This is a genomic window from Burkholderia sp. S-53 (assembly GCF_025560745.1).
GTDB lineage: Bacteria > Pseudomonadota > Gammaproteobacteria > Burkholderiales > Burkholderiaceae > Burkholderia > Burkholderia pyrrocinia.
Genome location: NZ_CP090483.1, coordinates 1,591,451 through 1,605,510 on the forward strand (window position 1 = coordinate 1,591,451; position 14,060 = coordinate 1,605,510).

The following is a 14,060-nucleotide window of genomic DNA, read 5'->3' on the forward strand; positions in this document are numbered from 1 at the left end:
CATCGCGCGTGCACCGGGGCCGTCAACTTCGCGCCATCCGATGAGTTCATCCGAGAAACCTCCCGCCACCGTCGAGCAGTTCCTGCAGCATCTGACGCAGGAATACGACGGCCTCAGCAATCGCCTGAAGGTCATTGCGCGTCACGTGGAAACGCATCGGGACCAGCTTGGCCTGGAAGGCATCCAGTCGCTCGCGGAAGCGTGCGGCGTGCAGCCGTCGGCGGTCGTGCGCTTCGCGAAGCATTTCGGCTTCTCCGGTTTCTCCGAGATGCAGCGGCTGTTCCGCGAAGGGCTCGCGCAGCAGATCGCGCCGGGGCGCGCGTACAACCTGCGGCTGCGCGACGTGATCGAATCGGGTTCGTCGAGCCTGCAGCCCGAGCAGATCGCCGACGAATTCATCAAGGGCAGCATTGCCGGGATGCAGCAGTTGCGGCAGACGCTCGACCCGCAGGCGCTCGCGCAGGCCGTCGACCTGCTCGCCGACACGCAGGCGATCTGGATCGCCGGCTCGCGGCGCGCGTTTCCGATCGCCGTGTATCTCGACTATGCGCTGCAGCACACCGACAAGCGCATCGGGTTGTTCAGCGCGCTCGGCAGCATGCATCTCGGGCAGATCCGGTCGGTGCGCAACGGCGACGTGATGATCGTCATCTCGTTCATGCCGTATGCGGACGAAACCGTGCAGGTCGCACAGCAGGCCGCGCAGCGCGGCGCGCGCCTGATCGCGATCACCGACAGCCGGATGAGCCCGCTCGCGCGGGAGGCCGAGGTGACGCTGATGGTGCAGGACAGCGAGACGTTCGGGTTCCGCGCGCTGACGGCCACGATGGGCCTCGCGCAGAGCCTGTTCGTCGCGCTCGCGTACCGGCTCGAACTGTCGTACCTGCCGACCGCCGACGGCGCGCACGGCACGAAAGCCGGCTGACGCACTCCGCCGGCGCATCGCCCGCCAGGGCCTGTTCCCGCTGATAGCGGGAACAGGCCCTTGATGGCGCACCGGCCGGCTTACTTCGCGGTCGGCATCGCGAATTCGGCACCCTTGCCGATGCTCGACGACCAGCGCTGCATCACCGACTTCTGGCGCGTGTAGAAGCGCACGCCTTCCTCGCCGTATGCGTGCATGTCGCCGAACAGGCTCTTCTTCCAGCCGCCGAAGCCGTGCCACGCCATCGGCACCGGAATCGGCACGTTGATGCCGACCATCCCGACCTGGATGCGCCGCGCGAATTCGCGCGCGATGCCGCCGTCGCTCGTGAAGCACGACACGCCGTTGCCGAACTCGTGCGCGTTGATCAGGTCGACCGCTTCGCCGAAATCCTTCACGCGCACGCAGCCGAGCACGGGCCCGAAGATTTCTTCCTTATAGATCCGCATGTCGGGCGTCACGTGATCGAACAGCGTGCCGCCGGTGAAGAAGCCGGCCTCGCGGCCCGGCACGCGCAGCCCGCGCCCGTCGACCACCAGTTGCGCGCCTTCGCTCACGCCTTGCTCGATATAGCCTTCGATGCGCTTCAGCGCTTCGCCGGTGACGATCGGGCCCATCTCGACTTCCGGCTGCATGCCGTCGCCGATCACCAGCTTGCGCGCGCGTTCGGCGACCGCCGGCACGATCCGGTCGGCCACGTCGCCGACCAGCACCGCGATGCTGATCGCCATGCAGCGCTCGCCGGCCGAGCCGTATGCGGCGCCGATCAGCGCGTCGACCGCCTGCTCGATGTTCGCATCGGGCATCACGACGAGATGGTTCTTCGCGCCGCCGAGCGCCTGCACGCGCTTGCCGGACTGCACCGCGCGCTGCTGCACGTAGGCCGCGATCGGCGTCGAGCCGACGAAGCTGACGGCCTGCACGTCCGGGTGGTCGAGCAGCGCGTCGACCGCGTCCTTGTTGCCCTGCACGACGTTGAACACGCCGGCCGGCAGCCCGGCCTGCGTGAGCAGGTCGGCGATGAACAGCGCCGCCGACGGATCGCGCTCGCTCGGCTTCAGCACGAACGTGTTGCCCGTCGCGATCGCGACCGGGAACATCCAGCACGGCACCATGCACGGGAAGTTGAACGGCGTGATGCCCGCGACGACGCCGAGCGGCTGGCGCATCGTCCAGTTGTCGATGCCGGTGCTGACCTGGTCGGTGAAGTCGCCCTTCAGGAGCTGCGGCACGCCGCATGCGAATTCGATGATGTCGATGCCGCGCGCGACTTCGCCCTGCGCGTCGGAGAACACCTTGCCGTGCTCGGCCGTGATGATCGCCGCAAGCGTGTCGCGGTGCTCGTTTATCAGCTGCAGGAAACGGTGCAGCACGCGCGCGCGGCGGATCGGCGGCGTCGCGGCCCACGCCGGGAACGCGGCGTGGGCCGATGCGACGGCCTGCTGCACTTCGCTGTCGTCGGCGAGCGCCACGCGGCGCACCGCGCGGCCGAGCGACGGGTTGAGGACGTCCTGGAAGCGGCCGCTGCGGCCGGCGACGGGCGCGCCGTCGACATAGTGGCCGACGTCGGCGTCGGACGTGTACGCGGGAACCGGATTCATCGTGTCTCCTGGGGATGAGGGGGGAACGGAACCTAGTCTAGGGAAACCGGCGGGGCGGGAGAAGGCCGCGAAACTTGATTCACTGTTCAGAATTCTGAATAATCGACGAATGAATCAGCAAAATGTCCAGGCACTCTGGCCGCATATCCATTCGCTGACGGTACTGGCCGCGGCCGGCAGTTTCACGGCCGCCGCGCAGCGGCTCGGCATCAGCAAGGCGGCGATGAGCCAGCGCATCGCCGATCTCGAAAAGGCGGCCGGCGTGCCGCTCGTGCGCCGCACGACGCGCAGCGTGCGGCTCACCGATGCGGGCCAGACGCTCGTCGACAGCACGCGCGACGCGTTCGAGTCGATCGGGCAGCATTTCGCGCGCGTGAAGGACCTGGCCGGCGAGCCGCGCGGCCTGTTGCGCGTAACGGCGCCGGTCGCGCTCGGGCGCCAGCAGGTCGTGCCGCACCTGCCCGATTTCCTGCGTCAGCATCCGGGCGTGCACATCGAGCTCGACCTGTCGGACCGGCTGCATTCGTTGACGCAGGAGGGCTTCGACCTCGCGATCCGCCATACGACCACCGCGCCGCAGACCCACGTCGCGTGGAAGCTGTGCGACACGCGCTCGCTGCTCGTCGCGAGCCGCGACTACCTCGACGCGCGCGGTGCGCCGCGGCACCCGAGCGAACTCGTCGATCACAGCTGCCTGTGCTACCTGCGCGACAACGAACCGGCCGCGTGGAGCTTCGAGCCGGACGGCCGGCGGCGCGAGCGCGTGAGCGTGCCGGTGCGCGGCAGCTTCGCGGCGAACAACAGCGAGGCGATGCGCGAGGCCGCGCTCGGCGGGCTCGGCATTGCGCTGCTGCCCGATTTCAGCGCGCGGCGCGATCTCGACGCCGGCCGGCTCGTCGCGCTGCTCGACGGCTGGCGGCCGTCGGGCGCGTTCGGCGACCACATCTTCGCGATCCGCCCGTACAGCCCGGTCGTGCCGAGCGCGGTGCGCGCGCTCGTGCGGCACCTGCGCGAACGGCTCGCGGGCGGCTTCTCCGGCGCGTGACGCCGGTGCCCGCGGCGCCGGGCGGTGGGCTGCCCGGGCGGGCGCCGCGGCGCTGCGGTAAAATCGCGGCTTCCTCCCGCGCCACGTGTGGCGCGACATTCGAAGGTCGACAGCCGATGCAGATTCACAAGGAAGTGGACGCGCGCGGGCTCAATTGCCCGTTGCCGATCCTGCGTGCCAAGAAAGCGCTTGCCGATATGGAAAGCGGGCAGATCCTCAAGGTGCTCGCGACCGATCCCGGCTCGCAGCGCGATTTCGCCGCGTTCGCGAAGCAGACGGGCAACGAGATCGTCGAATCGACGACGCAGGACAAGACCTACGTGTTCCTGATGCGCCGCCGCTGACGGCCTGCCTCGCGCGCCCGGCCGCGGCGTCCGTTCGCGGTGCACGGGCCGGCAATGCCCGGCGCCCGGCCGGTCGAGCCTCTGACAATTCTTAAACCTCGCTTCGTGACCGGCTGCGTATACTGACCCGGCCGGTCGTCCGCTCCCAGCGGAGGTGCCGGCCACGGTACGTCGCGCGGCGGGCACGGGAGCCATGCCTGACGCTACCGTCGTACAACGGGGAGAGGACATGTCCTTCAGACCAGGGACCCTTCGAAGTCCGTCCGGAGCGGAATGCCATGCGCTCGAGCGTGCGTCGGAATTGAGCCGGATCGAGCTCGATCCGCAACAGGACCGCCACGCGCGTGCCGCGCTGGAGGCCTACGCCGATTCGGCCGCGGCCGAGATGCCGTGGCTGGCCGAGTGGCTCGACGAACGGCTGCGCGATGCCGCGCAGGACGACGGCTCGGGCCCGACCTACTGCGGTGCGACGATCGAGCGCGTGTTCGATCTGGCGCAGGCATGGGCGGCGGGCCAGCCCGACTATGCGGCCACCGCGTGGGAGCGCGTGCGCGGACAGTTGCAGCGCATGCTTGCGCAACCGGTGCCGTCGCAATCGCTGTTGCAGCACCTGCCGGCCGACGATTTCGCCGAGCCGGTGGCCGGCATCGCGGGCGCCGATTAGGCGTCAGATTGCGCGACCGGAAGGATTATTCGAAGAAAGAACGTAGTCCGCGCGATTACTTGGCGAATTTCATACTACTATGGTGAAATCGCCGGTTCGTCCGTGCCCCGTTTTTGAGATATTTGCCGGGGTCGCCGGTTTGCGCAGGTGGCGCGAGCGGCGAACGATGGCTCGCCGGCCGGTATCCGGAAGCCGCGCGCGTTGCGCTGCGGGGAGAGGGCGGGGAGCTGAACTGGACGGATCGATTTCGATTTGCGGGGTGCTATGAGAATTGCTGTACTGGATGACGATCCGGCCCAGACGGATTTTGTCAGTCAAACGCTGACGGCCGTTGGCCACACGTGTTATGCGTTCAAGGAAGGCAAGGCCCTGAAGAAGCGCCTGCAGCGCGAGACGTTCGATCTGCTGGTGCTCGACTGGAACGTGCCCGACATGTCCGGCGAGGAAGTGCTCAAGTGGGTGCGCGCCAACCAGACCGAGCACAGCCTGCCGATCATCTTCATGACGAGCCGCGACGACGAGGCGGGGATCACGCAGATCCTCAACGCCGGCGCCGACGACTACGTGGTCAAGCCCGTGTCGGGCCCGATCCTGCGCGCGCGCATCGGCTCGCTGCTGCGCCGTGCGTATCCGGTCAACGCCGAGGCGACCGTTCGCGAATTCGACCAGTTCCGTTTCGACGTGAACCTGAAGCAGGCCTATGTCGGCGACAAGCCCGTGAGCCTGACGCAGAAGGAATTCGAGCTCGCGCTGCTGCTGTTCCAGCATCTCGACCGGCCGCTGTCGCGCGCGCACATTCTCGATCTCGTGTGGAAGCAGGCGACCGACATCCCGTCGCGCACGATGGATACGCACATCTCGATGCTGCGCACCAAGCTCGGCCTGCGGCCCGAAAACGGCTATCGCCTCGCGCCGATCTACGGCTACGGCTACAGGCTCGAACGGGTCGGTCAGGGAGAACCGGAGTGACCACGGGAATCACGCAGCGCACGGCGAACCTGCGCACGATCGCGCTGCGCACGGCCTGCGCGGTTGCGTTTGCGTTTGCCGCGCAGCATGCGGCAGCACAGCCGCCCGCTGCCGCGGGCAAAATGGTCGTCTACCGCACGCAGGCCGGCGACACGCTGTACGACGTCGCCGCGCGCTACCTGCAGGGTGCGGACGACTGGCAACTGCTCCAGCAGATCAACCGCGTTCCGGCGCCGAAGCAGCTGCAACCCGGCGTCGCGCTGAAGCTGCCGGTCGCGCGCCTGCGCAAGGAAAAGCTGACCGCACGCGTCGTCGCGGTGCAAGGCACGGCCGAGCGCGCGTCCGGCGATGCTTACGCGCCGCTTGCGAACGATGCGACGCTCGCCGAGGGCGACCGCGTGCGCACCGGCGCGAACGGTTTCGTCACGATCGAGCTTTCCGACGGCACGCACATGAGCCTGCCGCCCGACAGCCAGCTCGACCTGAAGGCGCTGCGCCGCACCGTGCTGACCGGCACGCTCGATCGCGAGTTCGAACTCACGCGCGGCTCGGTCGACAGCGAGGTCACCCATCTGAAGAAACGCGACGACCGCTTCCAGATCCGCTCGCCGTCGGTCGTGGCCGGCGTGCGCGGCACGCGCTTTCGCGTGAACTACGACGCGGCCGGCAATGCGTCGACGCGCGTCGAAGTGCTCGACGGCACCGTAGGCGTCGCGGGCAACCGGCAGCCGGCCGCCCCGACGCTCGTGCACGCGAATTTCGGTAGCGTCAGCACGTCGTCCGGCGCGGTCGGTGCGCCGGTCGCGCTGTTGCAGGCGCCGGCACTCGCGCATCCCGAGAAGGTGCAGGACGACTCCGACATCGCGTTCGACGTCACGCCGCTTGCGCAGGCGCATGCGTATCACCTGCAGCTCGCGCACGACGCGGGGATGCTCGACGTGTTCCGCGAAACGCGCACCGTTGCGTCGCGAGCCTTGTTCCGCGACGTGCCGAACGGCACGTATTTCGTGCGAGTCGCCGCGATCGATGCCAACGGCCTCGAAGGTGTGTCGCGCATCTATGCATTCGAGCGGCGCCTGATGGGGCTCGACGCCAGCGCTTCGCCCGGCGCGAACGGCTATGAGTTCCGCTGGTCGCCGAACGGCGCGGGGCAGGACGCGCACTACCGGTTCGTGCTGTCGCGCTCGAAGGACCTGAGCGCGCCGGTCGTCGACCAGATGGGCTTGCAGGCGCGCAAGATCACCATCGCGCACCTGCCGCCCGGCGACTACTATTGGGCCGTAACCGTCGAGGAATTCGAGGGCGGCAAGTTCTACGAGAAGACCAGTCCGGTCAACGCATTCACGTTGTCGCGCTGACCCGCGGCGCATGAAACCCGACTCCGTTTCCCCACGGCGGCATCTCGGCCGCCGCTTCCTGATCGAATGGATCGCGATCGGCTGCCTCGGGATCGCGGTCATCCTCGCGTGCGCGCTCGGCCGCCTGTCGTCGAGCGTCGACGGGCTGATCTACGACCGGCTGCTGATGCTGCGCAGCCTGCCGCTGTCGCCCGACGTGGTTGTCGTCGACATCGACAACCAGAGCGTGTCGGCGCTCGGCCGCTGGCCGTGGTCGCGCGACGTGCATGCGCGGCTGCTCGACACGCTGGCGCGCGCGCAGCCGGCCGCCGTCGTCTACGACGTCCTGTTCACCGAGCCGTCGCCGGAGGATCGCGCGTTCGCGGACGCGATGAGCCACGTACCGACCTTCCTGCCGGTGCTGCTGAGCCCCGAGCAGGCGGACGGCTCGCGTACCGTCGATCCGCCGGTGGCCGCGCTTGCGGCGCGCGCGACGGGGCTCGGTCACATCAACCTCGAAGTCGATCCCGACGGCATCGTGCGCAGCGTCGCGCTGTTCGAAAGCGACGGCCGCGTGCGCTGGCCGCAACTGATGGTGCCCGTGTACCGCGCGATCCAGGCCGGCCGGCTGCATCCGGCCGGCGGCGCGCCGGGCGCGAACGCGCACGACCTGTCGCGCGACGCGAACGGCGAGGGCCGCTACCTGATCCCGTTCAGCCGCAACACGCCCGCTTATCCGACGGTGTCGTTCGACGACGTGCTCGAGGGGCGCGTGAAGCCCGACGCGCTGCGCGGCAAGATCGTCGTCGTCGGCGTGACCGCGTCGGGGCTGTACGACCGCTTCGCGACCCCCGTATCAGGCGATTTCGGCCCGCTCGCCGGCGTGTATATCCACGCCAACGTGCTCGACATGCTGGCGACCGGCAGCGCGATTTCGCCCGTGTCGCGCGCGGGGCTGTTCGCCGCGTCGCTGCTGCCGCTCGCCGCACTGCTGGGCGGCTTCCTGATGCTGTCGCCGTGGCGCGCGCTGCTGCTGACGCTGAGCCTCGCCGCGCTCGCCGTCGTCGCGAGCACGGCGCTGCTGTTCGAGGCGCGCATCTGGCTGTCGCCGGCGCCGGCGATCTTCGGGCTGATCGGCGTCTACCCGATCTGGAACTGGCGGCGCCTCGAAATGACGATGTCGTACCTGCGCCGCGAGCTGCAGCGGCTCGCCGACGAACCGCACCTGCTGCCCGAGGCGCCGCGCACGCGCAGCGTCGGCGGCGACGTGCTCGAGCGCCAGATGGCGCTGATGGCGCAAGCCGCGCAGCGCGTGCAGGACATGAAGCGCTTCGTGTGGGACAGCCTCGACAGCATGCCCGAGCCGATCTTCGTGACCGACTTGGCCGGTACCGTGCTGATCGCGAACCATGCGGCGAAGCGCTACGGGTCGCGGCTCGCGCTGCCGCTGCCGGAAGGGCGGCCGCTGCGCACCGCGCTCGGCGAGCTGACGTTCATGAAGACCGTCGACGGCAACGCGGAACACGACGCGGCGATCCGCGAGCACTGGCCGGCCGTGCTCGACCCGACGCTCGAGGACGAGCACGATGCCATGGCGCGCGGCATCGAGGTGCGCGATCGCGACGGCCTCGACCATCTGCTACGCTACGCCGCGTGCACGAACGCGCAGGGCCGCGTGACGGGCTGGATTGCCGGCCTCGTCGACGTGACCGAACTGCACGCGGCCGAGCGGCATCGCGAGGAAGCGCTGCACCTGCTGTCGCACGACATGCGCTCGCGGCAGTCGTCGATCCTCGCGCTCGTCGAGATCGAGCGCGACCGCGTCGAGACCGACGCGATGCGCGGGCTGCTCGCGCGGATCGAGCGCTACGCGCACCGCGCGCTGTCGCTTGCCGACGAGTTCGTGCAGTTGGCGCGCGCGGAGTCGCAGGCGTACCAGCTCGAGGTGACGAGCCTCGTCGACGTGCTGATCGATGCGAGCGACGAGGTATGGCCGCAGGCGCAGGCGAAGCGCATCCGCATCGACACCGAGGTCGGCGCCGACATGTGCTGGGTGCGCGCGGATCGTTCGCTGATCACGCGCGCGTTCGTGAACCTGCTGAACAACGCGGTCAAATACAGTCCGTCCGACACCGTGATCACGTGTACGCTGACGGTCGAGCACGCGTCGAAGCGAATGTTCTGTACGATTCGCGATCAGGGGTACGGCATTGCGCCGGAAGATCAACGGCATCTGTTCGAGCGTTTCAAGCGATTCCATGCCGGCGAGCGGCCCGAGATCTCGGGTTCCGGGCTCGGCATGGCATTCGTGAAGACGGTCGTCACGCGCCATGGGGGCAGCGTGTCGGTCGACAGCGAAGTGGGTGTCGGCACCGCGGTGACGGTGTCGCTGCCCGCGATCGACGAGCCGTCCGCCTGACAGGGCCGGGCACGACGGCAGGTATTTGGGGAAAGCCATGAGAAAGGAATGGGCAGCGGCCGCGCTTGCGGCGTCGCTGTTGACGGGCTGCGCCGGCCTGACGAGCGGCGTGAGTGCGGTCGGGCAGCCGAATGCGTTTGCATCCGGCGTGCACGGCTACGATTTCGTCCGGACGGCCGCGCAGGCCGACGACACCGAATACCGGCAGATCGAGACGCTCGTGCGCGACGAACTCGCGCGTCGCGGTTTCGACGCGCAGCCGCTCAAGGACGCGCGCTACCGGCTGTCGGTCGCGTACGCGACGCAGCCGGCGGCGGTCGCGGCCAGCGCCGACCAGTGCGGCGCCGCGAGCAGCGCGTGCGTGACCGTCGACGGGCCGTCGCCGCTCGCGCTGCCGTTCGCGGGCAAGGTGTACCGCCATGTGCTGACGCTGCGTTTCGTCGATGCCAAATCGGGCGCCGACGTCTATCGCGTGACGGCCGCGCTGCGCGATCGCGAACCGGGCACGCAGCAGGCCGCGCCGGCGCTCGTGACGAGCGCGCTCGCGAAGGTGCCGTTCGACGCGGGCGACGGCTGGCTCGTCAAGATGAAAAAAGACGACGCGGGCGGGATGCCGGGCGTCGTCTCGGTGAAGCCGGCCGAAGTGCGCTGAGCGCCGGCCGGTGAGGTGAGGGCGGGCCCGCCGGGGCGAGCCGCTGCCGCGTTCAGGCGGCCGGTTGCGCGCCGCCGCGCGTGCGCAGGTATTCGTCGAATTCCGCGGCGACTTCCGGATGGCGCAGCGCGAATTCGACCGTTGCCTTCAGGTAACCGAGCTTGCTGCCGCAATCGTAGCGCGTGCCCTGGTACTTGTAGGCCAGCACCTGTTCATCGGCGAGCAGCGCCTGGATCGCGTCGGTGAGCTGCAACTCGCCGCCCGCACCCGGCTTCAGCGCGCGCAGGTGCTGGAAGATCCGCGGTTTCAGGATGTATCGGCCGACCACGCCGAGGTTCGACGGCGCGACTTCCGGCGCCGGCTTCTCGACGATCGCCGACATCTTGACGATCGACTCTTCCCATTCCTTGCCGTCGACGATCCCGTACGACTTCGTCTCCGACGGCGGGATCTCTTCGACGCCGATCACCGAGCTGTGATAGTGGTCGAACACGTCGACCATCTGCTTCATCACGGGCGGGTTGCCGTCGAGCAGGTCGTCCGCGAGGATCACCGCGAACGGGTTGTCCGCCACGAGCTTCTCCGCGCACAGCACCGCGTGGCCGAGGCCGAGCGCTTCCGGCTGGCGCACGTAGAAACAGTCGACATGGCTCGGCTTGATGCTGCGCACGAGCTCGAGCAGCTTTTCCTTGCCGCGCGCCTCGAGTTCGGCCTCGATCTCGTATGACTTGTCGAAATGATCCTCGATCGCGCGCTTGCTGCGCCCGGTGACGAAGATCATCTCGGTGATGCCCGCGGCGATCGCTTCCTCGACCGCGTACTGGATCAGCGGCTTGTCGACGACCGGCAGCATTTCCTTCGGGCTCGCCTTTGTTGCCGGGAGGAACCGCGTGCCGAGACCGGCAACGGGGAATACCGCCTTGGTGACTTTCAACATGATCGAACCTTTATTCCTGTAATCGACTTGTCAGACGGTCTATGTTCACGTCCGCATTATAGTGAACGCAAACGGCCTTACGGTTTGTTACGCCGGCAACCGATCGAGCTGCGCACGCAGTTTCTCGAGCGTGCTCTGGAATTCGGCGACGCGCTTCTGCTCCTGTTCGACCACGGCCGGCGGCGCTTTCGCGACGAATGCCTCGTTGCCGAGCTTCGCGTTGCACTTCGCGATCTCGCCCGTCAGGCGCGCGATTTCCTTCGACAGGCGCTCGCGTTCGGCCGCGACGTCGATTTCCACCTTCAGCACCAGCTTGTTCGGGCCGACGATCGCGATCGGTGCGCCGTGCGCTTCCTTGTCGAGCGTGGCCTCGTCCGCGAGGATCTGCACTTCCGACAGACGCGCGAGCGCCTGGACGTACGGCGCGAACGAGCGCAGGCGCTCGGCATCGCCGGCCGCGAGCAGCGGTACCTTCGTCGCCGGCGACAGGTTCATCTCGCCGCGCAGGTTGCGGCATGCGTCGACGATCGCCTTCAGGTCGGCCGCCCACTGCTCGGACACCTCGTCGATCTTCTGCAGGTTGGCGACCGGATACGCCTGCGTCATCAGCGACGCTTCGCCTTCGGCCTTGCCCTGCGGATAGCGGCCGGCGAGCGGCGCAACCTTCTGCCAGAGCGCCTCGGTGATGAACGGGATGACCGGGTGCGCGAGGCGCAGCACCGTTTCGAGCACGCGCAGCAGCGTGCGGCGCGTGGCGCGCTGCTGTTCCGGCGTGCCGTTCTGGATCTGCACCTTCGCGAGTTCGAGATACCAGTCGCAGTACTCGTCCCACACGAACTTGTAGATGCTGGTCGCGACGTTGTCGAAGCGGTAGTCGGCGAAGCCCTTCGCGATGTCCGCCTCGGTACGCTGCAGCAGCGACACGATCCAGCGGTCGGCCGCCGAGAAATCGAGGTAGCCGCCGGGGCCGCAGTCGCCCGCGCCGCAGACTTCCGGCTTGTCGGCGCCGCAGTCGTGGCCTTCGCAGTTCATCAGCACGAAGCGCGTCGCGTTCCACAGCTTGTTGCAGAAGTTGCGATAGCCTTCGCAGCGCGCGAGGTCGAAGTTCACGTTGCGGCCGAGCGTCGCCATCGACGCCATCGTGAAGCGCAGCGCGTCGGTGCCGAACGCGGGGATGCCGTCCGGGAATTCCTTGCGCGTCTTCTTCTCGATCGTCGCGGCCTGCTTCGGGTTCATCAGGCCCGTCGTGCGTTTCGCGACCAGCGTCTCGAGATCGATGCCGTCGACGATGTCGATCGGGTCGAGCGTGTTGCCCTTGCTCTTCGACATCTTCTGGCCTTCCGCGTCGCGCACGAGGCCGTGCACGTAGACGGTATGGAACGGCACCTTGCCGGTGAAGTGCGTGGTCATCATCACCATCCGGGCGACCCAGAAGAAGATGATGTCGAAGCCGGTGACGAGCACCGACGACGGCAGGAAGTGCTTCAGCTCAGGCGTTTCGTTCGGCCAGCCGAGCGACGAGAACGGCACCAGCGCCGACGAGAACCACGTGTCGAGCACGTCTTCGTCGCGCTTCAGCGCGCCCGCATAGCCCTTCGCGGCGGCCTGCGCGCGCGCCTCTTCCTCGTTGCGCGCGACGAACACCTCGCCGTTCTCGCCGTACCACGCGGGAATCTGGTGGCCCCACCACAGCTGGCGCGAGATGCACCAGTCCTGGATGTTCTCGAGCCACTGGTAGTAGGTGGTCGTCCAGTTTTCCGGGACGAACTTGATCTGGCCGCTGCGCACGACGTCGAGCGACGTCTCGGTGATCGACTTGCCCGGATTGAACGTGCCTTCCGGCGCCGCCTTCGTCATCGCGACGAACCACTGGTCGGTCAGCATCGGCTCGATCACGACGCCCGTGCGGTCGCCGCGCGGCACCATCAGCTTGTGCGGCTTCACGGAGTCGAGGAAGCCCAGCGCATCGAGATCGGCGACAATCGCCTTGCGCGCGTCGAAGCGGTCGAGGCCGCGATACTGCTCGGGACCGTTGTCGTTGATCTTCGCGTCGAGCGTCAGGATCTCGATCGGTGCGAGGTTGTGGCGCAGGCCGACCTGGTAGTCGTTGAAGTCGTGCGCGGGCGTGACCTTCACGACGCCCGTGCCGAATTCGCGGTCGACGTAGTCGTCGGCGATCACCGGGATCTCGCGGCCCGTCAGCGGCAGCGTGACGAGCTTGCCGATCAGCGGCGCGTAGCGCTCGTCTTCCGGATGGACCATCAGCGCGACGTCGCCGAGCATCGTCTCGGGGCGCGTCGTCGCGACGGTCAGCGAGCCCGAGCCGTCGACGAGCGGGTAGCGGATGTGCCACAGGTGGCCGTTTTCCTCTTCGCTCGCGACTTCGAGATCCGACACCGCGGTGAGCAGCACCGGATCCCAGTTGACGAGGCGCTTGCCGCGGTAGATCAGGCCCTGTTCATAGAGCGTGACGAACACGTCGCGCACGGCGGCCGACATCTTGTCGTCCATCGTGAAATATTCGCGCGACCAGTCGGTCGACGCGCCGAGACGGCGCACCTGGCCCGTGATCGTCGAGCCGGACTGCTGCTTCCATTCCCATACGCGCTCGACGAACTTCTCGCGGCCGAGGTCGTGGCGCGACACGCCCTGCGCGTCGAGCTGGCGCTCGACGACGATCTGGGTGGCGATCCCCGCGTGGTCGGTGCCGGGCACCCACAGCGTGTTCTCGCCGAGCATCCGGTGATAGCGGGCGAGGCCGTCCATGATCGTCTGGTTGAACGCGTGGCCCATGTGCAGCGTGCCGGTCACGTTCGGCGGCGGCAACTGGATCGCGAAATCGGGGCGGGACGGGTCGATTGCCGGGGCGGCATAGCCGCGTTTTTCCCACTCCGGCCCCCATTGGGACTCGATGGTGTGGGGCTCGAAGCTCTTCGCAAGCGTGTTGTCGCTCATGTTGGAAATCTGCCGAAAAATGCGTGAATTGGATGCCGAATCTGACAATTATAAATGGATGCCCATCGGCCAGCCATCGCATTGCCGGCGCGGGCCCGTCGCGACGCGGCCACAACGTGCTTGCGACGTGTGTCCGAACGGATCGGGAACGGCATCGCGCGGCCGACTTATAATGGCGGGTCCGCTTTTCTTACGCCCGTCCGCCGCCGCTC

At 68.0% G+C, this 14,060-nt stretch carries 11 protein-coding genes; 8 read left to right on the top strand and 3 right to left on the bottom strand.

Features of this window, described 5'->3' with window-relative positions:
* Positions 1 to 40 precede the first annotated feature (40 nt).
* Positions 41 to 925: a MurR/RpiR family transcriptional regulator gene (locus LXM88_RS12350; RefSeq protein ID WP_262542558.1), complete on the top strand. Its 885-nt coding sequence runs from the start codon at positions 41 to 43 to the stop codon at positions 923 to 925.
* Positions 926 to 1,005: 80 nt separating this feature from the next.
* Here LXM88_RS12350 and LXM88_RS12355 read toward each other — a convergent pair whose 3' ends face one another.
* The gene (locus LXM88_RS12355) at positions 1,006 to 2,526 is read right to left on the bottom strand and encodes a CoA-acylating methylmalonate-semialdehyde dehydrogenase (protein ID WP_262542559.1); all 1,521 of its coding nucleotides are present in this window, start codon (positions 2,524 to 2,526) and stop codon (positions 1,006 to 1,008) included.
* Between the two features lie 109 nt (positions 2,527 to 2,635).
* On the opposite strand from LXM88_RS12355, the gene LXM88_RS12360 reads away from it, so the two are divergent.
* From LXM88_RS12360 to LXM88_RS12390, 7 genes are all read left to right on the top strand, one after another.
* On the top strand, positions 2,636 to 3,571 hold the full coding sequence (locus tag LXM88_RS12360) for a LysR family transcriptional regulator (RefSeq protein WP_262542560.1): 936 nt from the start codon (positions 2,636 to 2,638) through the stop codon (positions 3,569 to 3,571).
* A gap of 116 nt (positions 3,572 to 3,687) precedes the next feature.
* A complete protein-coding gene (locus LXM88_RS12365) occupies positions 3,688 to 3,915 on the top strand; it encodes a sulfurtransferase TusA family protein (RefSeq protein WP_262542561.1) in 228 nt (75 codons plus the stop codon).
* A gap of 229 nt (positions 3,916 to 4,144) precedes the next feature.
* A complete protein-coding gene (locus LXM88_RS12370; protein WP_262542562.1) occupies positions 4,145 to 4,579 on the top strand; it encodes a peptidase in 435 nt (144 codons plus the stop codon).
* A gap of 264 nt (positions 4,580 to 4,843) precedes the next feature.
* The gene (locus LXM88_RS12375) at positions 4,844 to 5,548 is read left to right on the top strand and encodes a response regulator transcription factor (protein ID WP_034183383.1); all 705 of its coding nucleotides are present in this window, start codon (positions 4,844 to 4,846) and stop codon (positions 5,546 to 5,548) included.
* A complete protein-coding gene (locus tag LXM88_RS12380; protein ID WP_262542563.1) occupies positions 5,545 to 6,906 on the top strand; it encodes a FecR family protein in 1,362 nt (453 codons plus the stop codon). The genes LXM88_RS12375 and LXM88_RS12380 overlap by 4 nt, the downstream gene beginning before the upstream one ends.
* Before the next feature lie 10 nt (positions 6,907 to 6,916).
* Positions 6,917 to 9,304, top strand: coding sequence for a CHASE2 domain-containing protein (locus LXM88_RS12385; protein ID WP_262542564.1), 2,388 nt, complete (start codon positions 6,917 to 6,919; stop codon positions 9,302 to 9,304).
* A 37-nt stretch (positions 9,305 to 9,341) separates the two neighbouring features.
* The gene (locus LXM88_RS12390) at positions 9,342 to 9,956 is read left to right on the top strand and encodes a DUF4136 domain-containing protein (RefSeq protein WP_262542565.1); all 615 of its coding nucleotides are present in this window, start codon (positions 9,342 to 9,344) and stop codon (positions 9,954 to 9,956) included.
* A 52-nt stretch (positions 9,957 to 10,008) separates the two neighbouring features.
* Here LXM88_RS12390 and galU read toward each other — a convergent pair whose 3' ends face one another.
* Together galU and LXM88_RS12400 are read right to left on the bottom strand one after the other, a co-directional pair.
* Positions 10,009 to 10,893, bottom strand: a complete 885-nt coding sequence (galU, locus tag LXM88_RS12395) for a UTP--glucose-1-phosphate uridylyltransferase GalU (protein ID WP_096470743.1) — start codon at positions 10,891 to 10,893, stop codon at positions 10,009 to 10,011.
* An 87-nt stretch (positions 10,894 to 10,980) separates the two neighbouring features.
* Positions 10,981 to 13,848 (bottom strand): valine--tRNA ligase, encoded by a 2,868-nt coding sequence (locus tag LXM88_RS12400; RefSeq protein WP_262542566.1) that lies wholly within the window; start codon positions 13,846 to 13,848, stop codon positions 10,981 to 10,983.
* Between the last annotated feature and the right edge of the window lie 212 nt (positions 13,849 to 14,060).

Bases quoted from the DNA above. Each gene is read 5' to 3' on its own strand.
- LXM88_RS12400 (WP_262542566.1), bottom strand. From the start codon at position 13,848: ATGAGCGACAACACGCTTGCGAAGAGCTTCGAGCCCCACACCATCGAG.
- LXM88_RS12355 (WP_262542559.1), bottom strand. From the start codon at position 2,526: ATGAATCCGGTTCCCGCGTACACGTCCGACGCCGACGTCGGCCACTAT.
- LXM88_RS12365 (WP_262542561.1), top strand. From the start codon at position 3,688: ATGCAGATTCACAAGGAAGTGGACGCGCGCGGGCTCAATTGCCCGTTG.
- LXM88_RS12375 (WP_034183383.1), top strand. From the start codon at position 4,844: ATGAGAATTGCTGTACTGGATGACGATCCGGCCCAGACGGATTTTGTC.
- LXM88_RS12360 (WP_262542560.1), top strand. From the start codon at position 2,636: ATGAATCAGCAAAATGTCCAGGCACTCTGGCCGCATATCCATTCGCTG.
- galU (WP_096470743.1), bottom strand. From the start codon at position 10,893: ATGTTGAAAGTCACCAAGGCGGTATTCCCCGTTGCCGGTCTCGGCACG.
- LXM88_RS12370 (WP_262542562.1), top strand. From the start codon at position 4,145: ATGTCCTTCAGACCAGGGACCCTTCGAAGTCCGTCCGGAGCGGAATGC.
- LXM88_RS12390 (WP_262542565.1), top strand. From the start codon at position 9,342: ATGAGAAAGGAATGGGCAGCGGCCGCGCTTGCGGCGTCGCTGTTGACG.
- LXM88_RS12350 (WP_262542558.1), top strand. From the start codon at position 41: ATGAGTTCATCCGAGAAACCTCCCGCCACCGTCGAGCAGTTCCTGCAG.
- LXM88_RS12385 (WP_262542564.1), top strand. From the start codon at position 6,917: ATGAAACCCGACTCCGTTTCCCCACGGCGGCATCTCGGCCGCCGCTTC.